Below are 25,031 nucleotides of genomic sequence, written 5' to 3'. Positions count from 1 at the left end.
GGTTGCGGAATAAGATTATTCATCGGTGGGAATGAATTCTGTGACGCTCGCCACCGAATGAACAAACGCGGCGATCAATTTGACTGCATGCGCCACATCGCTGATCTCGATCATCTCGTTGGGTGAGTGCATATAGCGATTAGGGATCGAGATCACTGCGCTGGCGATGCCGCCGCGCACGTGATGGATCGCGTCAGCGTCAGTGCCGGTGTAGCGTGGCGCAATTTGGACGGTGTACGGGATCGACTCGCGTTCGGCCAATTCGACCAGCCGGCGGAAGACGCGGCCACTGTTGGCCGAACCGCGCGAAAGCACCGGCCCGCCGCCAAGCTTCACCGTATTCCACTGGCGCTGATCGGCGTCGGGATGGTCGGTAGCGAAGGTGACATCAACCACAAGCGCGACTTGCGGGTCAAAGCTGAACGCGGCAGTGGTTGCGCCGCCGAAGGTAATCTCTTCCTGCGTGGTCGCCACGGCGGCGACGCAGGCTGCCGGGCGGTTTTGGCTGAGCAAGCGCAATGCTTCGAGCACAGTAAACGCCCCGATCCGGTTGTCGATCGAGCGGCTCACAATTCGCCCGCCGCGCAATTCGTACACTGGTGCATCAATTACGCCCACGTCGCCGACCTGCACCAATTCGGTCGCTTCGGCGCGGCTCGACGCGCCAATATCAATCCACATCTGCTCGATCTTGGTTACTTGAGTGCGCTCCTCTGGTTTCAGCAAATGAATTGGCTTTTTGCCGACGACGCCGAGCACTTCGCCGCGTCGGCCTAGCAAGCGCACGCGTTGCCCGATCAGCACCTGTGCATCCCAACCGCCAATGGGGCTGAAGTAGAGAAAGCCATTCTCATCAATATGGCTGATCATGACGCCAATTTCGTCAATGTGGCCAGCCAGCAGAATGCGCGGCCCGCTGCCTTCAAGGACGGCAAAGCTGTTGCCGAGCACATCACTGTACACTTGATCGGCGAAAGTGCGTGCCTCAGCCCGCCACACTCGTGCCGCCCGATCTTCGTCGCCCGATGGCCCCGGCGCGCTTAGGAGGCGCTTGAGAAATGCGATTTGCATGTCTTGCATGAGGATGATCCTTACCTCTTCTGTTGCGGGAATGTGTAAAAACGAGCTGTTAGAGTAACTCTCATGATAAGTGTTGCCGATTTTTCGCTCGCTCGATCAGACTAAGATGCGTTTTTGGCTTTGTGAAAACCGGCAAAATGCTTGACGCCATTTAACTGCGGCCAGTATAATGAAGCTGTGGCTCTACATTATACTTGATAGCAAACGCAATGGAAAAGCCTGACTTTGCTAATTTGGTTGCTGAAGTCATCGCGAGTTTACCCCCTGCTTTTGCGCGCCATCTCGAAACGGTCGAAGTGGTGATTGCGCCACGTCCAAGCCGTGACCAACGGCGCGCACTTGGGTTGAAGCCATGGCAGACGATTTATGGCCTCTACGAAGGGGTACCGCTCACCGATGAGTATAATGCGTCAGCGATGATTACCATCTTCCAAGAGCCGCTCGAACGCGATTTTCGCACCACAGCGGCACTGCGCGAGCAGGTGCGGCGCACTGTCTTGCACGAAATCGCCCACCATTTCGGGATTAGCGATGAGCGGTTACGCGAGTTGGGCGCGTATTAAGCGAGTATCGGTTGTCGTTCAAGAGGTAGCGCGTGCGGATCAGTACGATGATCACCGGAATGATGTATGTTGGCGCGTTGGCGATTGCTGGTTTCTTACTCTGGCAGACCGTGCAGATGTCAAGCGCGCTCATTGCGCTCTCGGCGAATGCTCCAACGCCAACCGTTGCGGTGATTCCTACTGCCACCGCTGCGCCATTGCTGGTGTTGCCGACGCCGGTGCCGCCGACGCCGCTGCCAACTACCGCTCCGCCCCAACCAGAGACGGTTGGGTATCATCCCAAGAGCGGGCGATATATCGCGGTCTGGCTGCCGCCGAATTTTGCCGGCGATGCACGCGAGTCGTTTTTCGCCAATGTCGATATTATCGATGACATTAGTCCCTTTTGGTATACCACCGATGCGAGCGGACGGCTCTATGGCCGGCGCGATGATGATCTGGTGGGGATTGCACATGGAAACAACGTGCGTATCATCCCCTCAATTCATAATGTTGGCAACCCCGGCGCGGTGGTGCCAGTGTTGACCAATCCGCAATTACGCGCGCGCCACATCCAAAATATTGTCGATGAGGTCTTGGCACGCGGTTACGATGGAATTGATATTGATTATGAATCGCTCGCGCCTTCGCTGCGCGACGATTTTACCGCGTTTATCGTTGATCTTGCTGCGGCATTGCACGCTCACGACAGGCTCTTGACTGTCGCTGTCCATGCCAAAGATCGTGATGATGGCGGTTTAGGTGCGTTTCAAGATTGGCGTGCGATCGGGCCGCATGTTGATCAATTGCGGATTATGACGTACGATTACCACTGGCGTGGGTCAGGACCGGGGCCGGTTGCTCCAGCGTACTGGATTGAAGCCGTCGCCAATTATGCTCGTGAGGTCGTTGATCCGGCTAAGGTACTGATCGGCGTTCACTTCTACGGCTACGATTGGCCGCCAGACGGCAATGCTACCGCTCGGCCTTGGAAGATTATCGAAGAGATCATCAACGAGTATCAACCGACAGTGAGCTTTATCGAACGCAACGCTCGCGGACGGGTCGGTGAGAGCACTTTTACTTATCGCACTAGCGCCGGTACGCGCACCGTTTGGTTTATGACTGATACCGGTCTCGCCGATAAGATCGCGACGGTGCAGAAGCTTGATTTGGCGGGTATTGCGATTTGGCAGTTGGGGTACGAACGGCCAGAATATTGGCAGACGGTACGCGCTAGTTTAGTGCAGGATTCAACGTTGATTCAACGGGCATTAAACGCCTTATTACCGGAACACTAGTAGGGGCGCACGGTAGTGCGCCCCAGCAGTGCATCTCGGCAGTGCGCCTCCCCCGGCGGTACGCCCTCTGGTGATCAGCGTAACCGTCAATCGTAGCGGCGCACATCCGTGCGTTCCAAATTAGATACATTGGACTACATCATGACCACCACCGCAGGCGAACCCGGTGTCCGAGCCAATCCAACCGAGGCGCGTGATTTGGTCGAGCGTGGCATTGCGGCGGCGCGCGGCGGGCAGCGCCGGGTTGCTGCCGGCTTGCTAGCGCGTGCGCTCAAGCTCGATCCCCGCGATGAACGGGCATGGCTGTGGTTGAGCGGCGTGGTTGACGATCCAGCGCAGCGCGCTTTTTGTTTGCGAGCCGTCTTGCGCATTAACCCCAATAATCCCCACGCTCGTCGTGGTCTGGCCTATCTCGAACGGCAAGGCACGACGACTGCGCGTCCAATTGCCGACCTCGCGCCGCCGGCATCGACGCCGGAACCAGCCGCCGATGCCGCACCTGCTTCTCCACCCACACCAACTGCGCAAAGCCGCGATTGGTGGGTTCATTGGCGTTGGCAGCGCCGCGAAACGTCGCGGGTGCGGATAGTGTTGTGGGTGTTGCCGATTGTGTTGTTGGCGGTGGCGCTCATCTTGCATCAGAGTGTGAGCGTTGCCCGCGAGCGCGCGCTTGCGGCGCTGGCTGCCGAGCAAGAACCAGCCTTTACCGTCGAAACTGCTCTGGCAGCGCCACTTGCGACTCCGACCCCCATTCCGGCGCTTGAAGCCGAGCCGCTCGCCGTCGTCGAGAGCCTCACCGTTTCGTATCTTACCGCGATTGATGCGATCCGCACCGATCTGCGCACTGCTTCGGCTGCCTATCGGCAAGAGACGAGCCAGCCCGGTGGCGCGTCGATCAACCATGTGGCGGCGACCCAACGGCTGCGAGCGACAGTAGCGCAGGCGCTGGCTAATCTTGGTGAACTGCGTGCGCCGGGAGTGCTGATGCCGGCTCACGAAGATTATCGGCAGGGGCTTGAGCTAGAGTTGGCCGGTCTCGATGCCATCCTCGACTTCTACAGCACTTACGATGTGGCGAACGCCAATCGTGCCGCGCTTCGCTTCCAAGAGGCACGCGCGTTTATCGAGCGTGCCCAAGCCGGTTTTCAATCGCAGCGCCAACGTCTCGGCGAGATGAGCCTCATAAGCGCGTATACTATTCGTTGATTGGCATCCCCCCGCGCCTCGTAATGCCCGGCCCTGCTGTCATTGCGAGCCGAGCGGAGCGAGGCGAAGCAGTCTCGTACAAAGGCGCAACTCCATCACTCCGCGCGGGAGGCGAGGGCGTTCCCCTTCTGCCCTGCCTTGCCCGCCATCTAGCGGTGTCCCCTCTCCTGTCGTGCGGAGGGGGAGAGGGAATCAACGCCAAGCCACCATGTGAGGAAAGACGCAGAGGTTTTCACGTCAAGGCGCGCAGGGCGCAGCGGTCGCCCGTCATTACGAGCGGAGCGAGGTGAAGCAATCTTGCACAAAGGTGCGATTCCATCACTCCGAGAGGGAGCGGTACACCCTCTCCTGTCGTGCGGGGGGAGAGGGCATCATTAGCGTCACCCCTACAACGCGATTCCGTAGATCGCCGCGTACTTCTGGCGCAGATAGGTCAGATACGGCTCAATCTCCATCGGCTTACCGGTCGCGCGCTCGATCAGTTCATTGGGCGTATACACGCTGCCGTGGCGATAGATATGCTCGCGCAGCCAGCCGTGTAGGCTAGCGAATTCACCCCGCCCAATCTCATCATCAATTTCGGGATGGGCTGCACGAGCGGCAGCAAGGAACTGCGCACTAAGGATATTCCCTAGCGTATAACCTTGGAACGCGCCGCCGATCAGACCGCCAAACCAATGCACGTCTTGCAGCACGCCATCGCGATAGTCGGGCACCGTCACCCCTAAATCCTCGGCGTAGCGCGCATTCCATGCTTCCGGTAGGTCGCGCAGCTTCAGGTTGCCCTCTAGCAGGGCCAATTCCAGATCAAACCGGATCATCACGTGCAGGTTATACGTCACTTCATCAGCATCGGTGCGGATAAGCGACGGTTGTACCCGGTTGATTGCGCGATAGAATTCGTCGAGCGGGACGTTGCCCAGTTGCTGGGGAAACGTCTGTTGTAATTCGGGGTAGAAATGCTCCCAGAATGGCCGTGAGCGGCCGATCAGATTTTCCCACAGCCGCGATTGGCTTTCATGCACTCCCGCTGACACGCCACCGCAGAGAGGCGTGCCCTCGAACGCCGGATCAACACCTTGTTCGTACATAGCGTGGCCTGATTCGTGCAGGGTACTGAACAAACCATCGCCTAAATCATGCTCATTAATGCGGGTCGTGATGCGCACATCGCCGACCGAAAACTTGGTCGCAAACGGATGGTGGGTGAGGTCTTGCCGTCCGCGCTCGAAGTCATACCCGAATTGGCGAATGATCTGCTCACCAAAGGCCAGTTGATCATTGCGCGGGTAGTATTTGCGCAGGCATGAGTCGTCAATTGGCGGTTGGGCGACAATTGCCCGGATGATCGGGGTGAGGCCGGCGCGTAGGCGGGCAAAGAGGTCGCGAATCACGGCGGTGCGCATGCCATAGTCGCTAACGTCAATCAGTGGATCGGCGGGATGGTCGTAGCCGGGGAAGCAGTCGGCCACTCGCCGGCTTAGTTCGAGCGTGCGTTCGAGATACGGTAACATGGTGGTGAAATCATTCGCCGGACGGGCTTGCGTCCATGCATGGTAGCTAGCCGCTGTATGTGCTGCAATGTCGCTCGCAAGATCAACCGGAATCCGGGTCATGCGCTCGTAATTGCGTTGCGCCACCCGGATCAGCGCCGCATCGGGATGGTCATAGGGCAACTGTTCGCTGTAGGGCATCAGGTCAGCCAACAACCGGCCCAATTCAGGATCGGTGCTGCGCACGTGGGCCAACCGTGAGAGGGTGGCCAGTTGGCGGGCGCGCGCGGCAGCGCCGCCGGGCGGCATATAGGTGCTCTGATCCCAATTGAGCACGGCGGCTGCGCTGTTGATATCGTCAATTTCCTGCAAACGGGTGCGGAGTTCGTGCAAACGGGTTTCCATGGTTATGACTCGCTTTCTCGTGAGCGCCAAGTATGGAGCGTGATCCTCAAACTACTAAGGAGTTACCCATTCTTTGTGGTTTGGCGTTGTCGCCACGCCAGTAGCCGTTGCTGAGCAGCGCGGAGAGTCTCGTCGCGTTTGGCGAAGCAAAACCGGGCTAGCAACGGCAAATCGTGCTGGCGGGCATAGAAGGCCGAGGGCGGGATAGCGGCGACGCCGACTTCTTGGGTAAGAAAGCGGCAGAAGGCGACATCATGATCAAAGCCGGTTGATGAGATATCGGCCATTAAGAAGTAACTGCCTTCGGTTGGCAATACCGGCAAATCAACACTTGCTAGTATTTCAGCCAAGAGCCGGTAACGAGCGGTATACTCAGCGCGAAACTGGGCGTAATAGCCGTTGCGCAGCGCCTCTTCAAGCGCCGCCGCCGCCGCAAATTGCAACGGGGTGGCGGTGGCGAAGGTGATCCATTGGTGAGCCGCGCGCAGCGCGGCGTTGAGGTGGGCCGGGCCAACTGCGTACCCGATCTTCCAGCCGGTGAGACTAAACGTCTTGCCGATACTGTTAATCGTCAAGGTGCGCTCCCACATTCCCGACAGGGTCGCGATAGGAATGTGTTCAGCGCCAGCGAAGACCAACTGATCATAGACCTCATCCGATACCACTACCACATCGTAAGTCTGGCACAGCTCGGCGATCTGCTCGAGTTCGGCCCGTCGAAAGACCTTGCCAGTCGGGTTGTGGGGCGTGTTCAGCATCACCAAACGCGTGCGCGCTGAAAAGGCGGCGCGCAATTCCGCCGGATCAAACCACCACCCTGTTTGGCCTTCTACCGGCGGATGGAGGCGGACGAAGCGCGGCACGCCGCCGGCCATAGTCACATCAGGCAGATACGCATCGTAAAACGGCTCGAACAGAATGACCTCATCGCCGGGGTTAACCAACGCCTGCACTGCCGCGAAGAGTGCCTCAGTCGCGCCGCTGGTGACGGTCACTTCGTTCTGCGGATCGATCGCACGCCAGCCGTGGGCCTGCCACGTGGCAGCAATCGCCTCTCGTAACCGAGGAATGCCAATATAAGGGGCATACTGATTAGCATCGGCGGCAATTGCCTCAGCGGCTGCTTGCTTGATCCATTCCGGCCCGGCGAAATCAGGAAAGCCTTGCCCAAGATTGACCGCGCCGCACTGCACGGCAAGGGCGCTGATTTCGGCAAAAATCGTGGTGCCAAACTGGCGAACGCGCTCGGCGCTGGGTGCTGTGGTCATCAGTGAACCTCTGATGGATGGCAGAAGAACCGGCTTTCTGTATGGTACCACAGACCGGTGCAACTTTTGCGACTGCATCGGCGTCATACCGGCAGTACCAGAGTACGAACGTTGAAGGAGGAAGAATATGTCATTCCAGCGCGATCAGATGCGATTAATCGGTCTGCTCTTAGTGACGATGGGTATTGTCGCGATCTTTAAGTTGTGGTGGCTGGTGCCGATCGCGTTGCTGGCTGGCGGCGGTATCGTCATCTACCGCCGCCAACGCAGCCTTGGCCGCACTAACGAAGCGGTGCAGGCCTTGTTGTGGGGCGTGGGCTTGGCGCTGCTTTCGCTGATCAATTTGGTGTGGCCGGGCATTTTGGTGCTCGGTGGCGTGAGCCTGCTGCTGATTGGCCGCGAGGATGCCGTCGAGCAGCGAATGTGGGCATTGCTCGGGCAGGTGCTGAATTGGAACCGTCGCCCCACCTCGCCGCCGGCGAGCAATAAAGTACAGATTATTGAGAAGGACGGTGAATAGCCGATCCTTCCCCCAACACCTTCACCAACCATGCTCGCACCGCCGCCCGCGCCGCTTCGGCAGCGGGCGAACCATCAGTGTAGAGCGTGCCGGAACGCACGGTCGCTATCGTCTCGCGGAATTGCTGAAATGTAGGCAGGCTGGCCAGTCGGTTTGGTCGATCTGGGCCGGCTGCCAGATCAAGCAGCGCTTCTGGCCGGTTAGAAAAGACGATATAGTGCTCGATCAAGCCTACTGCCCGCAGCGGACTGGCAATCTCGCCGATGTAGATCGTCGCATTGCCGGCCCGTTGCTCGGTAAACGTTTCACCCCGGTTCCGGCGCACTTCCAGATATTTGTCTAGAAAGATCTTGGCTAGCGGATCGTTGCGCGAAGCCAGAAAGACCAATACCTCGCCATTTTCAACCAAATCGGTGGCCACATCATTCGTAACCGGGGTAAAGTCACGTACCACGACTGCAATATCGCTGCCGATCCACGTTATCACATCGCTATCGAGCTTCACGCCAAGCACAGCGGCAACGTTGGCAGCTGCATCTGCTGGCATCGTGAGGCCAAACACTTCGCTGAGCGCCCGTTCGATCCGCGGTTGTTCAGGCACGTCGCTAAGGGTCGGTGACAGGCTAGCGTACAGTTGGACATCAGCCGGTAAGAGTTCTGCCGGCGCTGGGCCGCGTTGGACGGTGGTAAACCAGTAGACGAACATAGCGCCGATCAGAGTAGCAATCAAGGTGATCGCCAGTCCGCCGGCGAAGGCGTAACCAAGACCTCGTTCACGGGGAATGGTTGATGTTTTGATCATAGTCTTGTCACAGAGGCAGTCCAATGCTCTCTTGATATGGTACCATAGGTATAGACTGAATTTCGTAATCCCTGCAACTCTTCGTTCTCACCCTACCCAGAGGCAGGCATATATGCGGATCGAAACCTTACCGCCGGCAGCGGCGGTTGGTCATATTCTCTGCCACAATGTAGCCGATGCGCAAGGGCGAAAAGCGTTTCATAAAGGACGGCGCCTGCGTGTTGAAGATGTGCCGCGTCTGGTTGAGCTAGGGCTATCGGCAGTACGGGTAGCGATATTAGCGCCTGATGATGTCCACGAAGACGAAGCGGCTATTCGGGTAGCGCAGATCGTCGCTGGGTCGGGGGTAGCAATTGGCGAACCGCACGCCGGTCGGGTCAACCTATATGCAGTCAGTGATGGCCCACTGATGATTAATGCTGAAGCGTTATTCTCGATCAACCTGATCGATGGTCTTACGATTGCGACCCTTCCTCCTTACACCTTGGTTACTGCCGGACAGATGATCGCAACGATCAAGATCATTCCGTTTGCCGTCCCCGTGACCGATCTGCTGCAAGCAGCCGCCATAGCCGGTGGAGCAGGCGTGTTGCGGGTTGCTCCGTTGGTTCGGCAGCAGTTTGGTGTGGCATTGGTAAGTAGCCCGGCGGCACGAGCAAGGGTGGAACGAGGCATATTGCCGGCCATTGCCGGTCGGATCACCGATCTTGGTGCAACGATAGTTGCCTGCCGAGATTTGCCGTTAGATGAGTATGAAGTTGCTGTCGGTCTAGCTGACCTCATGGCTGCCGGATCGAATATTATCATCACTGCCGGTGAGACGTCGGTCGTTGATCGCGATGATGTCATTCCGCGAGCAGTGCGGCGACTAGGTGGCGAGATCGCGCATTACGGCGCGCCGGTTGAGCCGGGGAATCTGTTGTTGCTAGCCTATCTTCATCACGCCGTTGATACCATCCCCCTGATTGGCGCGCCCGGTTGTGTGCGTTCACGCGACCAGAATATTGTTGATCTGATCTTGCCGCGACTAATGGCAAATGAGCGGCTCGGTCGGCGCGAGATTGCTGCGCTGGGCCTTGGCGGGCTGCTTGGCGCCTCCCGGCGCGGATGAGGTATGAACCAGCCCGGCTACGGAGCACGGCTGTTTGACTGCCGTATCCGCGAGCGCGGTAGCCGTGATGCTCTTCGCAATCTCGATCGCCGGTGCAACTTCGCCGCAGCCGCTTGCGTAATGGTAATATATCTGCCAGCACGCCTGAACACGCTGAAAGGGGGAGTGATGAGCCTTGAAAGTTTGTACCACGACCGGCGCGAAGCGGCGCTGGCCGATTTCAATCGTGCTATCGAACTTGATAGAGACTATGCGTGGGCCTACTTTCAGCGCGGGCAAGTGCTGCGTGAATTGGGAAGGATGGAAGAGTCGTTGGCTGATCTGACGCGAGCGTGTGAACTTGATCCTGAAGATGCCGCGTATCACGCCGAGTGCGGCGAGACGCTGCGCATGTTGCGCCGCTATGAAGAGGCCATTGCGGCCTTTTCGCGCGCAATCGAGTTGCGTCCTGCCTATCCATGGGCGCTAGGTAGCCGTGGCCAAGTATGGCGAGCGATGCGCCGCCATCATGAGGCAATAGCCGACTTTGACGCGGCGCTGGCGCTGAATCCGACACTGGCATGGGTTCACGCCGAGCGGGGCGAGGCGCTGCGGGCGCTGCGTCGGCACCCGGAAGCGATCGAGGCATTTACGCAGGCTTTGGCGATAGATCCTCATTATCCGTGGGCGCTGGGGCATCGCGGCATTGCTTACCGCGAATTGCGCGATTATCCGGCGGCCATTGCCGATTTTGACGCCGCCATTGCCTTGCAAGACGATCTGGCATGGCTCTATGCCGAGCGCGGTGAATCGCGTCGTTTGGCTGACGACTACGATGGCGCATTGATCGATCTTAGTCGTGCGATCGAGCTTGATCCCGATTATGCATGGGCGTTAGGCAGTCGCGGCGCTACCTTCCGCGCGCTTGGTGATACTGAAGCGGCCTTAGCCGATTTCAACCGCGCGCTTGAACTCGATCCCGATTATGCATGGGTCTATATGCAGCGTGGCCTCTTGCATCGCGCCGCCGATCGGATTGATGAGGCGCTGGCCGATTTCAGCCGCGTGATCGAGCTTGAACCCAACCACGTGGGCGCATTTGCCGAACGGGGCGAGATTTGTCGCCTGCGCCGCCGTTACAACGAAGCGTTGGCCGATTTTAGCCGCGCGATCGAATTGCAACCCGATCATGCGTGGGCGTTGGGCAGCCGTGGGCAGGTGTATCGGGTGTTGAGCCGTTACGAAGAGGCGTTGGCCGATTTTAACCGTGCGCTTGAACTGAAACCCGATGTGGTATGGGTGCTCGCTGAGCGGGGCGAAACCTATCGCCTTATGCGCCATTACAATGAGGCGATCGAAGATTTCAATCGCGCGCTTGAACTCAACCCCGATGACTCGTGGGTGCTGAGCCGGCGCGGCGCAACCTATCAGGCGCTCAAGATTTACGAAGAAGCGTTTATCGATCTGACCCGTGCTGTCGAAATTGACCCCAACAATGCGTGGGCATGGGCGCAGCGCGGTTCGCTCTTCCGCCAAATGTGAGGGAGTGAATACGACGTTCTTGGGCATGGGGTTCCGCAGTTGTGATTAACGTTCCATAAAGACGTGAAGCGTGGTAGGTGTGTTATCACCATACGTTGACCTCACCCTAGAACTGGCGTTACGCCTGTACGATGACGCTTTACGCCGCTGTATCGCGCCTTGCTGGTTTTGTGGTATCATCGCGGCAGCTTGGTGATATCGCATCGAGGGAGGATTGCGCAGCCATGGACGCCACCCATCCGCTTCATCCCCGCCCGATCCGGGTGGCGATGTTGGCGCGCGCGGTCTTCCCACTGCACGGTTTTGGCGGTATCGAGCGCCACGTCTACCATCTCACCAAATATCTGACCCGTTTGGGAGTAGAAGTGACGCTCTACGTACAAACCCCGCCGGACAACGCCGAGCAAGGCGATCTCCGTCCCTATGCGATCGAGACTCTTCGTTACGATTATACAACTCCGTTGCTGCCACCAAATGGGGTTATTGGTCGTCAGATCAATTTTCCACTGTACAGTTGGCGGATCGGGCGCCTTGCTGCGCAGCGCGTGCTAGCCGGTGCGTTCGATGTGGTGCATACACAGGGGTTGTGTGTCTTTGGTTACGCGGTGGCCCGCCAGCGTGACCCACGCTTGCTTAGCACGCCGTTTGTCGCTAACCCGCACGGCATGGAAGAGTTTCGCACTCCTGACCGGCTGAAATGGCTAGCCTACGCCCCATTCCGACTGCTCTACGCCTACGGCCATCGCCAAGCCGATCGCGTGATTGCAACCGACGCTTGCACCAAAGATGATCTTCCGCGCTATCTTGGCGTTGATCCGGTGAAGGTCGTGGTTATCCCTTCGGCGATAGACGTCGAAGAGTGTTTAGCACAGGTGCGCAGCGATCTGCGCATGGCGCTGCGGTTCCGGTTGGGGTTGACGAGTGGCGGCCCGATTTTGCTCAGCGTGGGCCGGCTCGAACCCAACAAGGGTTTTGATGTCTTGATCGCGGCGCTTGCCCGCTTGCACAATGAATTGCCAGCCAATTGGCGCTGGTTGCTGGTCGGTAGCGGCTCGGCGCGCGAGGCGCTCGAGCAGCAGGCGCAGGAGGCCGGTATTGCCGATCACACCCTCTTTGTCGGGCGGCTTAACGATGAGGAGTTACACAGTCTCTACGAAGAGATTGACCTGTTCGTGCATCCCACCCGCTACGAAGGCAGTTCACTCGTCACGCTCGAAGCGATGATCCATCGTCGGCCGGTGGTCGCCAGCGCAATCGGCGGGATTCCCGACAAGGTCTTTCCGGGCCGCAACGGCCTATTAGTGCAGCCGGGTGACGTTGATGATCTTACCGCTCAACTGCGCGCTGCATTAGCCGCCCGTGACCGTTGGCCAGCGTGGGGAGCAGAAGGCGAACGGATCGTGCGCTCAACCTTCGATTGGCCGGTCGTAGCACGGCAAACGCTGGCCCTCTATCACGAGTTACTGGCCGGCAACCACACCTCACACCCCGCCCGATCGGGGTGATCAACCACCAACGCTGTGGCCGGATCACGTCGTAGCATCCACAAGATTAGCAGATCACCCCCGGCAGCAAGGGTCATGATCGCGCCAAAGCCGGTGACCATCGGCCAATTGCCGATAATGCCGATCAGGCCGGGGATGATGCCGAGCGTCACGCACGGCAGAGCCGTGCCAAAACGGTAGGCATTGATCGGCAACGGCTGTTTGGCATGGGCATACGGTGCCAGCCCTTTGATGCTGAAGCCGAATGTGATCGCGCTCAGCGGCAGGTGTCCGGCAATCATCCACCCCGCGGCATGCAACCCTTCGTGGACGACAACGCCAATCACGAAGGCTCCCAATAGTTCCCACGATGCTATGAGTAAGAACGATTGATGAATGAGGATATGTGCGAAGATGAGCAGCAGGGCAAGCGGCAGACCAAACAGCAGCGCGCCCAGATTGGCCTGCGTAAACGAAACCGAGCGATCAAGGTGTTGGTAAGCGGTTTGTGAGGTGTCCATCGGTAGCACCTCATGATGTAACATGGACGCCCATCTGGGTTCATTTCCTTGCATCTAGCGAGATAGGGTTGAACTGGATAATAAGCTGTTTGTGCTGAATAAGGAGCAAATACCAAAGCTCATTCGCTACGGCAGAAAGTCTGATAATTTCTTAGCAAACTCGTCGGCTAACTCGCGAATTGAAGAGGTTACATTGCTGTGACGGCGTAGCCAATCTTCAGTAAGCATATCTGGCTGAATAAGGTTTGAAAAGGTCGTCTGATAACATCACCGTTTGGGTCATCCCGCCAAGCATACCTCTCCCACCAGCCTGTAAGTTCCAGCTACAACCCATCACGATATCAGATAAAAGAGTATAGCGCCATGCAACAAAACCTCTCTGTTCGTCAGTGTTAACTTGACGGATCAAGTAAACACCATTACTTTGGGTAGTAAGACACAGTCTCAGCATCATCAAAATGCGACCGGCATCTAAGCCGAAATCACCTCGACGGGTTGGACTCTTCTCCTTGACTTCAACTGGTAGCACTGTACTGTCAGAACCAACAATGAACAGGTCTACATCATACGGATCGGCTAGCGATTTGTGTAACCGCTGTTTGAGGTAACTATAGTAAAATGCCTGCCGTAACGTGAGAGCGGTGAGTTGGGTTTCGCTTGCCTGCAAAAAACGGTTTTTGATATCTTCATGCCAACAGTTGCCGCGCGCATTGCGCCCACGCTCCGGCCAACGGGTAAACAGATGATTGGAAGGGGTGAACTGTTGATCGGCGTACACGTAGTTTTTCCAAGATAGTTGGTCAATGTTTGGCGATGAGCTTATCGCTCCCGCAACGATCACTCCGATTCCGTTAGCGTTAAGAAATGTAGCTATGGCTTGAAACCTCCCGTTTTTATTCCAACTATCAATTGCTTGAGTTATTTCTTGATCATTGAGATAAAGTTCAGGTAGAACAAAAACTGCATAGCGATACTGGTAAAACTGCGGTGTTTTGGGTGAGATGATCCAAGCTCCTGAAAGAAATTGTTGTGATGGATGTACGAAGTTTTCTAATTCAATCTCGGCAATCATACCGCGCGCTTTATTGTTTACTATTACGCTTTGCAAATACGCTATCGCTTCGTCAGTGGAAAAATAGATTGGCATGTGGTCGGCATCCTTGCTAATGTTATCAAGCTATCTTGTTTCACATAATTCAAACAAGCGCAAATTATAAGCTTGTTCACGCTTTAGGATGGGATTACGCAAAGCCTTCATTATCTCGTTGGCAATATGTTCAACGATCGGTACAACCACAGAATTGCCAAATTGTCGATATGCGCTTGTATCGCTACAGACAATCTTAAAACTCTCTGGAAAACCCATCAGGCGGGCGCATTCGCGTGGAGTGAGGCGACGTGGATTTTTCCCTTCCTGTGGGATCAAGATCTCAGAACCGTCTTTATAATACCGAGCGCTTAATGTACGAGTAACTTGATCAAGATCAGCTAATCCAAACCCGAAGCCATTTCCCTTCGCACGATGCTTGTCAGCGTACTGCTGGAGGTACTTCCATAAGTGATCGGTAAGCGTGTATTTTGGATCAACATCAGATTCGAGAATATCCCGTAATTTTGGTTTTCGATCAGGAATCGTTGGAAATTCAAACGCAATCGGATCCGAGAAGCCGACAATATAAATCCGCTCACGGTGTTGTGGGACAAGAAGGCGCGCATCGATCACCTTGTGGTAGACGAAGTACCCGAGTTCTTCGGTAAGTGTCTCGTAAATAATTCGGAACGTTTTTCCTCGATCATGACTAACAAGATGTTTAACATTTTCTAACAAAAATGCGCGTGGTCTTTTGCGATCAATAATGCGCGCTACATCGAAAAAGAGGGTTCCTTGGGTGATGTGGGCAAATCCGTGAGCATTACCGAGCGCATTATGCTTTGTAACGCCGGCAATGCTAAAGGGTTGGCAAGGAAAACCAGCAGTCAAAATATCGTGATCAGGAATGTCATCTGCCGGTATTTGTGTAATGTCACCAGCCGGTTTGTCGCCAAAATTCGCTTCGTAGGTACGGCAGGCCATCTTGTCCCATTCAGAAGCGAAGATGCACGTTGCGCCTGCGCGTTCAAAGGCTAGTCTGATACCGCCAATTCCAGCAAAGAGGTCGATGAAGGTGATTCGCTGATCCATAAGGAACGTGTCCGAATTCGTTGCGTTTGAACATAGTTGATGTATACAGTATGGCTTGATGGCTGTCAAGTTCATTGGAAGGAGTCTGTCATGTCCCAATCCCATCTTCCTCCCCTCCGCCTCGTTGCCATTGGCGGTGGCGGCGGCAGTGCGCAGGTATTGCTCGGCGCACGACCGTTTTTTGCCGAACGCACGGCGGTCATTGCCGTCACCGATTCGGGTCGGAGCACCGGCGCGGCTCGTCTGATCGCGAATATTCCTGCACCCGGCGATCTGCGCAATCTGCTGGCGACGCTGGCGGCTGATCCGAACGGCCCGCTGGCCCGGCTCATGCAGTACCGGCTGCGCAGTTCAGCGTTGCCGTTGCTTGATGGGATGGCAGTAGGTAACCTGCTCCTAGGTGGGTTGGCGCAGATGGAAGGCGATTTTGCGGTGGCAGTAGCAACGGCACGTCAGATGTTGGGCTGTCCCGAACAGGTGCTGCCCGTTTCGACGGCCAATACCCGTCTGTGTGCCGAGTTGATCAATGGTCGGATCGTGGTCGAAGAGGCGGCGGTGCGTGCGCTGGGTAAGCCGCCCATCCGCCGCGTATTTCTCGATCCGCCGGCTGCTGCCTACGAACCTGCGCTGGCAGCGATTGCTGCTGCCGATTTGGTGGTCATCGGACCGGGCAGCTTCTATACCTCGCTCCTCGCCACGCTCTGCTTCGAGGGCCTCGTCGAAGCGTTGCGGGCAACGTCGGCGACGATAGTTTTTGTCTGCAACACCACCATCCAGCCCGGCCAGACTGATGGCATGGCGATTGCTGATCACGTGGCGCGGTTGGTTGAGGTGCTCGGCCCCGGTGTGCTCGATGTAGCGCTACTTAACGATGCCAATGCGCTACACCCGGCGGTAGCGGCGCGCTACAGTGCTGCCGGCCTACACCCGCTGATCGTGACTGATGCCGACCGACAAGCGATCCGCGCACTCGGTGTTGAACCGCTCGTGCGCGAGTTGGCCGAGCCTGACCCCGGTCCGCGCGAGTTGTGGAATAAGGCCGACACCATCCGCCACGATCCTCAGACGCTAGGGTTAGCGCTGTGGAAGATTGCACTTGATCGGGCAAACATGTAGCCATCATCTATTCCAGTTAGCGCCTCGCTATATCCCGCGAAACTTCTCACCCCGCACGACCTGCACATCGGTCGTGTACGCAATCACGGCAAAATGCGGGAAATAAGTACTCGCCAGATGCTGCAAGATACGTTCGGCCACAGGAGGGGCGACGAGGGTTTCGATGCGCAGACTATGCCCTTCCCACTCGCTGGCATGCACGCCGCGGGTACCCTCGCCGCGCACCGAGCCGACAGTGTAGCCGCGGGCGCCGAGTTGGCGCAGGTCGTGCAACATACGCTCTTCAAGCACCGCTTCGGCGATGATAGTGACCAGTTTAACCGTGGTTAACTCCATGCTGTCTCATCCTTCCTTATGATCCACCGGCAATCCACGTAGCCAGCGTGTAGTAAATGGGTAGCCCAATAGCAAGGTTAAACGGGAAGGTAATACCGAGTGCGGCGGTCAGATAAAAGCTGGGGTTAGCTTGCGGCAACGCAATACGCACTGCAGCCGGTGCAGCAATGTACGAGGCGCTTGCCGCTAAGACACCCAGTATCATACTACCACCGAATGACAGACCGGCGATGCTACCAAACCAAACGCCGAGTGTCCCATTGATAATCGGGATGATAATTGCAAAACCGAGGAGAAACCAACCGGCGCTCGGCAGATCGCGGAAGCGTCGTGCTGCCACCATGCCCAATTCGAGCAAGAAGAAGGTAAGCGCACCTTTGAACAGATCGACAAACAGTGGTGCTACCTCTTTACCACCGCGCGGGCCGGCGAGCCAACCAATCACCATCCCACCGACTAACAGCAAAATGCTTTTACTGGTGAGTAATTCACGCACCGCTGCACGCCAGTCGCCACCTTGGTGCCCACCAGCCATTTGCGCGATCAGCAACGCGATCACAATGGCCGGCACTTCCAGAATAGCAACGAGCGCCGGCATAAATCCTTCATACCGTATGCCAATCGTATCAAGAAATGTCTGCGCTGCAGCAAACGTTACTGCCGACACTGAACCGTAATGGGCGGCTAATGCTGCTGAGTCGGCAACGCTGAGCTTTCCTAGGCGACGGGCGACGGTGTATGCAATCAACGGAATAATCAACCCTAACAACAACGTTGCAAGGGCCGGCGCCCAAAACACCGCCAAACTCGTTTCGGCCAGTGCCACCCCGCCTTTCAAGCCAATTGCCAACAACAGGTAGATCGATAGGGTCGTGTACAGCTCATCGGGTAATTTCAGGTCGCTGTGCATCAGTGTAGCAATGATCCCCAACCCAAACGCCAGTACCATTGGTGAGAGAAGATTGATCTGCATCAGTTCAAGAATCGGCATATCGTTCCTTCGTTGCAGGTGTTTCAGCGCGCGTCGATCCCCATATGCTGTAGTAGGCAGAGGCTGGCCGGCGATTCCCGTGGTTTAGGACATAGCTTCACCAACGGCAGCCTCTCGTGATAATCCCCAGCTATGATTACCACCAAGCAGTCTATTCTATCCTACCACCTCGCGTAACATAGCTAGCAGTGCTACAATGTAGCCATTGTTCGCCGTTCTGCATCCTAAGGAGCTGCACCCTATGGCCGCCACGACGTCGGCACACTCTGAGCGTCTGCCGTTGGCAACTCGCCTCGCCTTCGGAGCTGGTGATCTCGGTCCGGCGATTGCCACGATTGTTGCGTCGTTCTTTCAGCTCTATTTTCTTACCACCATTGCCGGCTTGCCGCCCGGTCTCGCGGGTACCGTTCTACTCATTGTCAAAATCTGGGATGCAGTGAATGATCCGATTGTCGGTTGGCTCACTGACAAAACTCAAACCCGTTGGGGACGGCGACGGCCATGGTTGCTGTTCGGCGCAGCGCCGTTTGGTCTGCTTTTTTTCTTGCAATGGATCGTGCCGCCTTTAGATGTGACCGGTAAGTTTATCTACTACCTAGTCATTGCGCTGCTTTTTGATACTGCGTTTACAGTAGTAAATGTACCGTACACTGCGCTAACACCTGAACTTACCCGCGACTACGACGAGCGTACAGCACTCAATTCCTACCGTTTCGCCTTCAGTATCGGTGGTAGTCTACTCGGTGGCATTCTGCATCAGATCATTGTTGGTCAATTTGCCGATCAGCAGACCGGTTATCTCGTGTCTGGTGCGGTGATCGGTGTGTTGATTGCGGTACCCTTTCTCTGGTGCTTTTTTGGCACGCGCGAACGTTACGAACCTGAGCCCGGCGTGGAAGAACTGAGTTTACTTGATCAGATTCGGTATGTGTTCAAAAATCGACCTTTTCTCTTTGTTGTCGGCATCTATATGTTCTCGTGGCTGGCAGTGCAGGTGACATCCAGTGTGTTGACCTTCTTTATCGTCTTTTGGCTAGGCAGTGTGCCTCAATTTCCGGCGACTGCGTTTGGGCTGACCTTTGCTAGCGCCAACGATATTATTCCAATTATGCTTTTTGCCGTACAGGGTTCGGCGCTGGTCTTTCTGTTTGTATGGAGCGCGATTAGCCGTCGAATCGGTAAGAAGGCAGTGTATATGATTGGTAGTCTAATTTGGATTGGCGTACAAGCATTTCTCTTTTTTCTTCAGCCCGAACAAATTACACTAGCGATCGTGCTCGGCGTCATTGCAGGAGCCGGTGTAGCGACCGCATATCTCATCCCGTGGAGTATGATGCCCGATGTGATCGAGCTGGATGAGTTAGAGACCGGCCAGCGCCGCGAGGGGATGTTCTACGGGTTTATGGTACTGCTGCAAAAGATAGGTTTGGCACTCGGCCTATTTTTGGTTGGTTTGGCGCTGCAATTTGCCGGCTTCAACGAGAATCTGCTGCCCGGCCAGCAGCCGGAAAGTGCGCTGTTAGCGATCCGACTGCTGATTGGCCCGCTGCCAACGGTAATCTTGATCTGCGGGATGATCTTGACCGCTTTCTATCCGATCACCAAAGCTAGCCACACCGAGACGCTGGCGCGGCTGGCGGCGCGCCATAATCGCGGTTAAGGCGCGAATGTTTTTAATGCAAAGACGCGAAGGGCGCAGAGGTTTTAAGGGGGGAAATGTGGAGGTTGGTGGTTTTCTCGTAATTTTCTGGCGGCGTGTATAGATGCTGGCATACTAGCCATCTCAGTATAGACCCCCATACAACAACCCCGTCCCTTATCATCCCTTTGCGTTCTTTGCGCACTCTGCGCCTTTGCGTTAATACTCTCTGTGTCCTTAGCATCCTACGCGCCTTTGCGTTAAGAGTTCTCTACGCCTTTGTGTCACCGGCTGCGCGTGACCCCAATCCGCGGGCACACGTTGCGGATTGGACAGATGCTGCACCGCGGCGACGTAGGGTGGCAGATGTTTTGTCCCAATGTAACCAACAATCGGTTGATCGGAATCCAATAGCGTTGCGGCAGCTTAGCCCGCAGTGCCATTTCGGTCTCTTCGGGGGTGCGGGTTTGCACATAACCCCAGCGGTTACAGATGCGGTGGACGTGAATATCAACGCAGATGCCGGGTAAGCCAAAGCCGGCAGTGACCACCAGATTGGCCGTCTTGCGGCCCACGCCGGGCAATGTGAGCAGTTCATCAAGGTCAGACGGCACTGCACCGTTGTACTTTTCAAGCAGAATCCGGCAGATAGCGACAATCTGGCGTGCTTTGACCCGATAAAAGCCAACCGGATAGATCAGCTCGGCAATCCGCTCTTCACCCAGTTCCAGCATCGCTGCCGGCGTATCGGCAATGGCAAACAGGCGTGGCGCCACTACGGCGGTCAGAGTGTCTTTCGTGCGCAGGCTGAGGATGGTGGCAATCAAAATGCGGAATGGCGTCTGGCTCACTTCCCCCATCTGGTCGATTAGTGGAAGCGTAAACTTAGCCAATTCGCGTTCCAATGTATCTAACACCTGCTCGATCGGGAACTGCGTCGCAGTCACAAAACCTCCTCTTCCTCCTAGCAAACTGCGCTGGCATGCCGTATGATGATACTCGAAACCATTGGCGCAAGGCAACTCGTGCTGCGTTGGGCGCAAGTTCAATTCACTCTAGGAGCGTGTTCGTGAATAAACGCTGGTTCATCTGGTGGATGGTCGCACTTCTGCTCGCGTCCTGCGCTACTGCGCCGCCCGCGCCCCTGCCATCCCCCACGGCCACGCCTGTCGCAGAGGCGCCAACCGCTGTCCCCACGCTGTTGCCGGCCACAGCAACGGCAGCAGTAGCATCACCGACGCTTGTCCCTGCTGCTACCCTACCCGCCCCAGTCTATTTGATCCACAACGGTCAGGTCATGCGTCTCGAACCCGATGGTAACCGCCTCGTCCAGATCACCTACGAACCGCAGCCGGTGCGCGAGCTGAGTGTAGCTGAAAACGGGACGTTGGTCTATCTTACCGGCGATGAACTGGTCGTTCTCGATGGCGTGGGCCGGCGAGCTTTGGTTCGCGAGCAGTCCATCAGCTATCCTCGCATTTCGCCTGATGGCCAGAAGGTCGTTTACCATCTCACCGATCCGGCCCCCGGCTTGATCGTCGGGCGTGAAGATTCGCCGAGCGGTGTGTACCTCAGTTACATCACTGGCGGGTGGCCTAGCTTGGGGCGTGCCGATGATCCTGAGCCGGCTGAACCAGATGTCGCCAATCCGGCGTGGCGTTATATACCAGTTGCGTGGTCGCCGAACGGCGTGCAGATCTTGCTTTTCGCGGTGATGCTCCCGGAAATGGGCATACCCGGTGGTGAAGTGATGATTATCGGGCCGGAAGACGAGCCGGTGCGCGCCTTTAGTTGTTGCGAAGAGGAGCTGTGGAGCGTTGATAGCCGTGAGATAACGGTGGCGGGCGGCGGTCCCGGACCTGATATTCGGTTTGGCCTCTACCGGATCGACTCTATTAGCGGCGAGGAATTCGCAGTTCTTGAGAGCCGCGAAACAGCGATCCCGTTGGTGCGCGCGCCGCAACGGCTGGCCGATGGTGTGATCTACGCGTTTGTAGAAATGGCACCAGCCAGTGAGTATAGCTGGGACTATCCCTTTCGCCCGCAAATGGTACAGGTTAGCGATAATGGCGTGCTCACACCGCTGCGCCCAGAACAATTTGATGAACCGGTGCTGGTCTTGTGGGATCGGCAAGGGCAAGGCGCGCTGGTGCGCTTTGCCGACAGCGAGTCGTTCGTCTGGTTGCCGGCTGATCCGGCCTTACCGCCGCTCATTACTGCCGCTGCCGGATTTGCCTTAACGTGGACGCCGGCGGCGGATCTGGCGGCGCACGATTGCGCGCTCTTTTCCCCGCTGTCCCCGCAAGCGGCGCCGGAACGCCGTTACGATCCGGCGGTCGCTGATGTGCAAGGCCGGCTGGCGGCGCTCGGCTTCGATCCCGGCCCGGTTGATGGTCTGTTCGGCCCGACGACCGCCGTTGCGGTTCGCGCCTTCCGTGCCACTGCTGGTCTCCCAGCGGGGGATAGCATTGATTGCGCGACGTGGCAAGCGTTATTAGCCCGCAGCATTGCGTTGTAAGAGGGCCAACCTGCCGGCATTGCGAGGAGGTGCAGTCACATCGCTTAGCTATGGGCCGGTTGTCCGCAGCAATCTTCATTGCCGGCGAGCATAATGCCAGTAGCGAAACCATGCGGTATCTTAGCTGTTGCACGCCATAAAGCACTGAAGATTCACAACACCGATGATCATGATCCCGCCTGATCTCGCCGAACGGATTACCGCCATTCACGCTGCGTCGCACCGGCTGGTGCTGGCGTTTGCCGGCGCGGGCAGCGTAGGATTGGCGTGGCTGCATGCGATTGCAGGATCGTCGCGCACGGTGCTGGAAGCGCTTGACGCTTACTCAACGCGGTCGCGGATCGCGATCACCGGCGCCATCAATGCCCCGGCAGTCAGCGCCGAAACGGCGCAAGCGATGGCAATATGGGCCTATCGGCGGGCGCAAGCGTTGAGTGACGGCGAATGGCCGCTGCTGGGGGTTGGCCTCACGGCGGCGATCATCACCGACCGCGAACGGCGCGGCGCTGATCAAGCCTTTCTCGCCATCCACACCGCCACTGGCATCGAGACCGGCCATCTCGCGCTGGCCCGCGCCAACCAGCAGCGAATTGATCAAGAAATTCTGATCAGCCGCTGGCTGATCGATGAAATCGCCCGCGCATGTGGTATCCCATCGTAAAGCCGCGTAGCCATGCGGCGCTGGCCGGCAATATAGTGCCGTGTAACCGTGCAGCTTGGCAACCGGTCTCCTCACTCTGTTTTCTATTTACACCTCATCTGCTCTTAACCGCCGCGACTTCGTGAAGAATAGCGCATTCCGGTGCAACATGACTCAATTTCTTGACAATTTGCCCGCCCTATGGTACTGTTCAGACATTCTGCACGTCTCCAAATCAGCGCATAATGAACAAAGTGCGCCACACAAAGTTGTGCTGAGCAACGCGAGCGGGAGGCATCAACGGTTGATCGACCGCTTATTTGACATACCTTTTTCTGCGCGTCATCTTGGCGCGATCTACTTACGGATGGCGAGGTGGGAGCAGCACGGGAGTGAACCATCAGATACTCTGCGGCGTTGGGTAGCGTCGCATCGGGGGCGCGCAAATCGTGGCTGCTGCCAACTCTGAGTCATCATAGCCGGGTGTTCATCTTAGGAGCGAGGAGGTTTCTGTGTCGTACAAACGTCTTTGGGTATGGATCACCCTAATGGCAGTGGCAGCGATCATGTTAGCAGCGTGTGGCCAGCAGCAGCAGGCGCAGCCAACGGCTGCCCCAGCCGAGCAACCCACGGCTGTGCCACAGCTAACGGCTGCCCCAGCCGAGCAACCCACGGCTGCCCCGGCGCAACCAACGGCTGAGCCGGCTCCGACCACGCCGCCGGCTGCGCAACCGGGTGGCAAATTGACTATTCTCTACTGGCAGGCGGTAACGACGCTCAACCCGCATTTGGCGACCGGTACGAAAGACTTCGACGGCGCAACTGTCATCCTTGAGCCGCTAGCGCGCTACGACCAGAACGATGAACTGGTGCCTTTCCTTGCCGCTGAGATTCCAACCGTTGAGAACGGTGGTGTTGCACCTGATGGCACCAGCGTAACTTGGAAGATCAAACCGGGCCTCAAATGGTCGGATGGTACAGACTTTACGATTGAAGATATCATCTTCACGTGGAAGTACTGCGCCGATCCAGCAACGGCTTGCACTACGAAGGCAGCGTTCGATCCGATCGCGAACATCGAAAAGATCGATGACACCACGCTAAAGATTACGTGGAAGGAACCGACTGCCGATCCGTACATTGCGTTCGTTGGCCCCTTCGGTATGATTTTGCAACAGAAGCAGTTTGGTAACTGCATTGGCGCGGCGGCCAGCACCAGCGCCGAATGCCAAGCGGCGAATCTGGCCCCGATCGGCACCAACGCGTGGAAGCTGCGCGAACTGCGCCCCGGTGACACGGTGCTGTACGAGCGCAACCCCTTCTTCCGCGATGCTGATAAGGTCTTCTTCGACGAAGTCGAGATCAAGGGTGGTGGCGACGCAACTTCGGCGGCGCGCGCCGTCTGCGAGACGGGTGAAGTCGATTTCGCGTGGAACTTGCAGATCCCGAAGGCGGTGCTCGAGCCGATCTTGAATAGCGGCAAGTGTGATGCGATTGCCGGTGGTTCGTTCGGTGTCGAGCGCATTGTGGTCAACTTCGCCAATCCCGATCCGGCATTGGGCGACAAGCGCAGCGAGCCTGATCAGCCGCATCCGTTCCTGACCGATCCGGCGGTGCGACGTGCGATCTCGCTGGCAATTGATCGCAAGGCGATTGCCGAGCAGCTCTATGGCCCGACCGGCGAGCCGACTTGCAACATTCTAGTGGTACCGGCAGCCTTCAATTCACCCAATACCACTTGTGAGCGTAATGTTGAAGAGGCAAAGCGTATTCTCGAAGAGGCAGGGTGGAAGTTGAACGGCCCAGTGCGCGAAAAGAATGGCGTCAAGCTGATCGTCAGCTTCCAGACCAGCATTAACACGCTGCGCCAAGGCGAGCAGGCGATCATCAAGTCGAACCTTGCTGAGATTGGGATTCAGGTCAACGTCAAGGCAATTGATGCAGCGGTCTTCTTTGGCGGCGATGCAGGTAATCCCGATACGCTGAACAAGTTCTACGCCGACCTGCAAATGTATACCAACGGCCCGAACTCGGCTGATCCGCAGCAGTACCTGCAAGGCTGGATCTGCGCTGAAGTGTCGTCGTCGGCCAATCAGTGGAATGGTAGCAACGATGGCCGCTACTGCAACCCCGAATATGACGCGCTCTTCGAGCAGTTGAAGACCGAACTCGATCCAGAACGCCGCGCGCAACTAGCCATCCAAATGAATGATCTGCTGGTGAATGATGGCGCGGTGATCCCGCTGATCAATCGCCGCACGCCCAATGCCAAGCTGAAGAACCTCGAAGGCCCGACCTTCAATACGTTTGACAGCAGCATTTGGAATATCGCAATGTGGCGGCGTGTGCCCTAAG

Annotated in this window: 22 protein-coding genes; 12 read left to right on the top strand and 10 right to left on the bottom strand. The window is 57.0% G+C overall.

Going from position 1 to position 25,031, the window contains the following annotated elements:
* Window positions 1–15: 15 nt before the first annotated feature.
* Window positions 16–1,080, bottom strand: a complete 1,065-nt coding sequence (locus Q1A00_RS01890; RefSeq protein ID WP_298404155.1) for a M42 family metallopeptidase — start codon at window positions 1,078–1,080, stop codon at window positions 16–18.
* 209 nt (window positions 1,081–1,289) lie between these two features.
* Between Q1A00_RS01890 and Q1A00_RS01885 the strand changes: the two genes are divergently transcribed.
* The 3 genes from Q1A00_RS01885 (at window position 1,290) to Q1A00_RS01875 (ending at window position 4,129) form a co-directional block, all read left to right on the top strand.
* On the top strand, window positions 1,290–1,643 hold the full coding sequence (locus Q1A00_RS01885) for a metallopeptidase family protein (protein ID WP_299643603.1): 354 nt from the start codon (window positions 1,290–1,292) through the stop codon (window positions 1,641–1,643).
* 47 nt (window positions 1,644–1,690) lie between these two features.
* The gene (locus Q1A00_RS01880) at window positions 1,691–2,923 is read left to right on the top strand and encodes a glycosyl hydrolase family 18 protein (protein ID WP_298404161.1); all 1,233 of its coding nucleotides are present in this window, start codon (window positions 1,691–1,693) and stop codon (window positions 2,921–2,923) included.
* 141 nt (window positions 2,924–3,064) lie between these two features.
* Window positions 3,065–4,129: a hypothetical protein gene (locus Q1A00_RS01875; protein ID WP_298404164.1), complete on the top strand. Its 1,065-nt coding sequence runs from the start codon at window positions 3,065–3,067 to the stop codon at window positions 4,127–4,129.
* Between the two features lie 386 nt (window positions 4,130–4,515).
* Here Q1A00_RS01875 and Q1A00_RS01870 read toward each other — a convergent pair whose 3' ends face one another.
* On the bottom strand, window positions 4,516–6,027 hold the full coding sequence (locus Q1A00_RS01870; protein WP_298404166.1) for a carboxypeptidase M32: 1,512 nt from the start codon (window positions 6,025–6,027) through the stop codon (window positions 4,516–4,518).
* A gap of 62 nt (window positions 6,028–6,089) precedes the next feature.
* Window positions 6,090–7,295: a methionine aminotransferase gene (locus Q1A00_RS01865; protein WP_298482513.1), complete on the bottom strand. Its 1,206-nt coding sequence runs from the start codon at window positions 7,293–7,295 to the stop codon at window positions 6,090–6,092.
* A 127-nt stretch (window positions 7,296–7,422) separates the two neighbouring features.
* Between Q1A00_RS01865 and Q1A00_RS01860 the strand changes: the two genes are divergently transcribed.
* A complete protein-coding gene (locus tag Q1A00_RS01860) occupies window positions 7,423–7,815 on the top strand; it encodes a hypothetical protein (RefSeq protein WP_298404172.1) in 393 nt (130 codons plus the stop codon).
* Here Q1A00_RS01860 and Q1A00_RS01855 read toward each other — a convergent pair.
* The gene (locus Q1A00_RS01855; RefSeq protein WP_298490490.1) at window positions 7,793–8,617 is read right to left on the bottom strand and encodes a DUF3352 domain-containing protein; all 825 of its coding nucleotides are present in this window, start codon (window positions 8,615–8,617) and stop codon (window positions 7,793–7,795) included. The two genes, Q1A00_RS01860 and Q1A00_RS01855, sit on opposite strands and share 23 nt — an antisense overlap.
* Window positions 8,618–8,729: 112 nt before the next feature.
* Here Q1A00_RS01855 and Q1A00_RS01850 point away from each other — a divergent pair, with 112 nt between their 5' ends.
* From Q1A00_RS01850 to Q1A00_RS01840, 3 genes are all read left to right on the top strand, one after another.
* A complete protein-coding gene (locus tag Q1A00_RS01850) occupies window positions 8,730–9,728 on the top strand; it encodes a molybdopterin-binding protein (protein ID WP_298404178.1) in 999 nt (332 codons plus the stop codon).
* A 3-nt stretch (window positions 9,729–9,731) separates the two neighbouring features.
* Entirely contained in the window at window positions 9,732–11,249 is a 1,518-nt protein-coding gene (locus Q1A00_RS01845; protein WP_298404180.1) for a tetratricopeptide repeat protein, read from the top strand.
* Between the two features lie 224 nt (window positions 11,250–11,473).
* On the top strand, window positions 11,474–12,754 hold the full coding sequence (locus Q1A00_RS01840; protein ID WP_298404182.1) for a glycosyltransferase family 4 protein: 1,281 nt from the start codon (window positions 11,474–11,476) through the stop codon (window positions 12,752–12,754).
* Here the strand turns inward: Q1A00_RS01840 and Q1A00_RS01835 are convergent.
* The 3 genes from Q1A00_RS01835 to dcm all read right to left on the bottom strand — a co-directional run bounded on the left by Q1A00_RS01835 (window position 12,703) and on the right by dcm (window position 15,436).
* A complete protein-coding gene (locus tag Q1A00_RS01835; protein ID WP_298404184.1) occupies window positions 12,703–13,254 on the bottom strand; it encodes a DUF3267 domain-containing protein in 552 nt (183 codons plus the stop codon). The two genes, Q1A00_RS01840 and Q1A00_RS01835, sit on opposite strands and share 52 nt — an antisense overlap.
* Window positions 13,255–13,471: 217 nt before the next feature.
* Window positions 13,472–14,401: a hypothetical protein gene (locus tag Q1A00_RS01830; protein WP_299754979.1), complete on the bottom strand. Its 930-nt coding sequence runs from the start codon at window positions 14,399–14,401 to the stop codon at window positions 13,472–13,474.
* Window positions 14,402–14,431: 30 nt separating this feature from the next.
* On the bottom strand, window positions 14,432–15,436 hold the full coding sequence (dcm, locus tag Q1A00_RS01825) for a DNA (cytosine-5-)-methyltransferase (RefSeq protein ID WP_298404187.1): 1,005 nt from the start codon (window positions 15,434–15,436) through the stop codon (window positions 14,432–14,434).
* Window positions 15,437–15,526: 90 nt separating this feature from the next.
* Between dcm and Q1A00_RS01820 the strand changes: the two genes are divergently transcribed.
* Window positions 15,527–16,552 carry a gluconeogenesis factor YvcK family protein gene (locus Q1A00_RS01820; protein WP_298404190.1) on the top strand — a complete coding sequence of 342 codons (1,026 nt, stop codon included), beginning with the start codon at window positions 15,527–15,529 and terminating at the stop codon, window positions 16,550–16,552.
* A gap of 27 nt (window positions 16,553–16,579) precedes the next feature.
* On the opposite strand, the gene Q1A00_RS01815 is transcribed toward Q1A00_RS01820, so the two are convergent.
* Window positions 16,580–16,888 (bottom strand): transcriptional regulator, encoded by a 309-nt coding sequence (locus Q1A00_RS01815; protein ID WP_298404193.1) that lies wholly within the window; start codon window positions 16,886–16,888, stop codon window positions 16,580–16,582.
* A gap of 16 nt (window positions 16,889–16,904) precedes the next feature.
* Window positions 16,905–17,879, bottom strand: a complete 975-nt coding sequence (locus Q1A00_RS01810; RefSeq protein WP_298404195.1) for a sodium-dependent bicarbonate transport family permease — start codon at window positions 17,877–17,879, stop codon at window positions 16,905–16,907.
* A gap of 241 nt (window positions 17,880–18,120) precedes the next feature.
* Between Q1A00_RS01810 and Q1A00_RS01805 the strand changes: the two genes are divergently transcribed.
* Entirely contained in the window at window positions 18,121–19,539 is a 1,419-nt protein-coding gene (locus Q1A00_RS01805) for an MFS transporter (protein ID WP_298404197.1), read from the top strand.
* Between the two features lie 263 nt (window positions 19,540–19,802).
* On the opposite strand, the gene nth is transcribed toward Q1A00_RS01805, so the two are convergent.
* Window positions 19,803–20,465: an endonuclease III gene (gene nth / locus Q1A00_RS01800; RefSeq protein ID WP_298404199.1), complete on the bottom strand. Its 663-nt coding sequence runs from the start codon at window positions 20,463–20,465 to the stop codon at window positions 19,803–19,805.
* 122 nt (window positions 20,466–20,587) lie between these two features.
* Between nth and Q1A00_RS01795 the strand changes: the two genes are divergently transcribed.
* The 3 genes from Q1A00_RS01795 (at window position 20,588) to Q1A00_RS01785 (ending at window position 25,030) form a co-directional block, all read left to right on the top strand.
* Complete coding sequence (locus tag Q1A00_RS01795; protein WP_298404201.1) at window positions 20,588–22,036, top strand: peptidoglycan-binding protein; 1,449 nt, start codon at window positions 20,588–20,590, stop codon at window positions 22,034–22,036.
* A gap of 169 nt (window positions 22,037–22,205) precedes the next feature.
* The gene (locus tag Q1A00_RS01790; protein WP_298404203.1) at window positions 22,206–22,697 is read left to right on the top strand and encodes a hypothetical protein; all 492 of its coding nucleotides are present in this window, start codon (window positions 22,206–22,208) and stop codon (window positions 22,695–22,697) included.
* 527 nt (window positions 22,698–23,224) lie between these two features.
* Window positions 23,225–25,030, top strand: a complete 1,806-nt coding sequence (locus tag Q1A00_RS01785; RefSeq protein ID WP_298404257.1) for a peptide ABC transporter substrate-binding protein — start codon at window positions 23,225–23,227, stop codon at window positions 25,028–25,030.
* Window position 25,031: the final 1 nt, after the last annotated feature.

It is taken from the genome of uncultured Chloroflexus sp., assembly GCF_938091255.1.
In the GTDB taxonomy this organism is placed as follows: Bacteria; Chloroflexota; Chloroflexia; order Chloroflexales; family Chloroflexaceae; genus Chloroflexus.
Note: the sequence above shows the minus strand (reverse complement) of the source record. Positions and strands in the feature narration are given on the sequence as shown.

What these genes read in the sequence shown, in the direction of transcription:
- Q1A00_RS01890 (WP_298404155.1), bottom strand. Translation starts at nt 1,080, where the DNA reads ATGCAAGACATGCAAATCGCATTTCTCAAGCGCCTCCTAAGCGCGCCG.
- Q1A00_RS01885 (WP_299643603.1), top strand. Translation starts at nt 1,290, where the DNA reads ATGGAAAAGCCTGACTTTGCTAATTTGGTTGCTGAAGTCATCGCGAGT.
- Q1A00_RS01880 (WP_298404161.1), top strand. Translation starts at nt 1,691, where the DNA reads ATGATCACCGGAATGATGTATGTTGGCGCGTTGGCGATTGCTGGTTTC.
- Q1A00_RS01875 (WP_298404164.1), top strand. Translation starts at nt 3,065, where the DNA reads ATGACCACCACCGCAGGCGAACCCGGTGTCCGAGCCAATCCAACCGAG.
- Q1A00_RS01870 (WP_298404166.1), bottom strand. Translation starts at nt 6,027, where the DNA reads ATGGAAACCCGTTTGCACGAACTCCGCACCCGTTTGCAGGAAATTGAC.
- Q1A00_RS01865 (WP_298482513.1), bottom strand. Translation starts at nt 7,295, where the DNA reads ATGACCACAGCACCCAGCGCCGAGCGCGTTCGCCAGTTTGGCACCACG.
- Q1A00_RS01860 (WP_298404172.1), top strand. Translation starts at nt 7,423, where the DNA reads ATGTCATTCCAGCGCGATCAGATGCGATTAATCGGTCTGCTCTTAGTG.
- Q1A00_RS01855 (WP_298490490.1), bottom strand. Translation starts at nt 8,617, where the DNA reads ATGATCAAAACATCAACCATTCCCCGTGAACGAGGTCTTGGTTACGCC.
- Q1A00_RS01850 (WP_298404178.1), top strand. Translation starts at nt 8,730, where the DNA reads ATGCGGATCGAAACCTTACCGCCGGCAGCGGCGGTTGGTCATATTCTC.
- Q1A00_RS01845 (WP_298404180.1), top strand. Translation starts at nt 9,732, where the DNA reads ATGAACCAGCCCGGCTACGGAGCACGGCTGTTTGACTGCCGTATCCGC.
- Q1A00_RS01840 (WP_298404182.1), top strand. Translation starts at nt 11,474, where the DNA reads ATGGACGCCACCCATCCGCTTCATCCCCGCCCGATCCGGGTGGCGATG.
- Q1A00_RS01835 (WP_298404184.1), bottom strand. Translation starts at nt 13,254, where the DNA reads ATGGACACCTCACAAACCGCTTACCAACACCTTGATCGCTCGGTTTCG.
- Q1A00_RS01830 (WP_299754979.1), bottom strand. Translation starts at nt 14,401, where the DNA reads ATGCCAATCTATTTTTCCACTGACGAAGCGATAGCGTATTTGCAAAGC.
- dcm (WP_298404187.1), bottom strand. Translation starts at nt 15,436, where the DNA reads ATGGATCAGCGAATCACCTTCATCGACCTCTTTGCTGGAATTGGCGGT.
- Q1A00_RS01820 (WP_298404190.1), top strand. Translation starts at nt 15,527, where the DNA reads ATGTCCCAATCCCATCTTCCTCCCCTCCGCCTCGTTGCCATTGGCGGT.
- Q1A00_RS01815 (WP_298404193.1), bottom strand. Translation starts at nt 16,888, where the DNA reads ATGGAGTTAACCACGGTTAAACTGGTCACTATCATCGCCGAAGCGGTG.
- Q1A00_RS01810 (WP_298404195.1), bottom strand. Translation starts at nt 17,879, where the DNA reads ATGCCGATTCTTGAACTGATGCAGATCAATCTTCTCTCACCAATGGTA.
- Q1A00_RS01805 (WP_298404197.1), top strand. Translation starts at nt 18,121, where the DNA reads ATGGCCGCCACGACGTCGGCACACTCTGAGCGTCTGCCGTTGGCAACT.
- Q1A00_RS01790 (WP_298404203.1), top strand. Translation starts at nt 22,206, where the DNA reads ATGATCCCGCCTGATCTCGCCGAACGGATTACCGCCATTCACGCTGCG.
- Q1A00_RS01785 (WP_298404257.1), top strand. Translation starts at nt 23,225, where the DNA reads ATGGCAGTGGCAGCGATCATGTTAGCAGCGTGTGGCCAGCAGCAGCAG.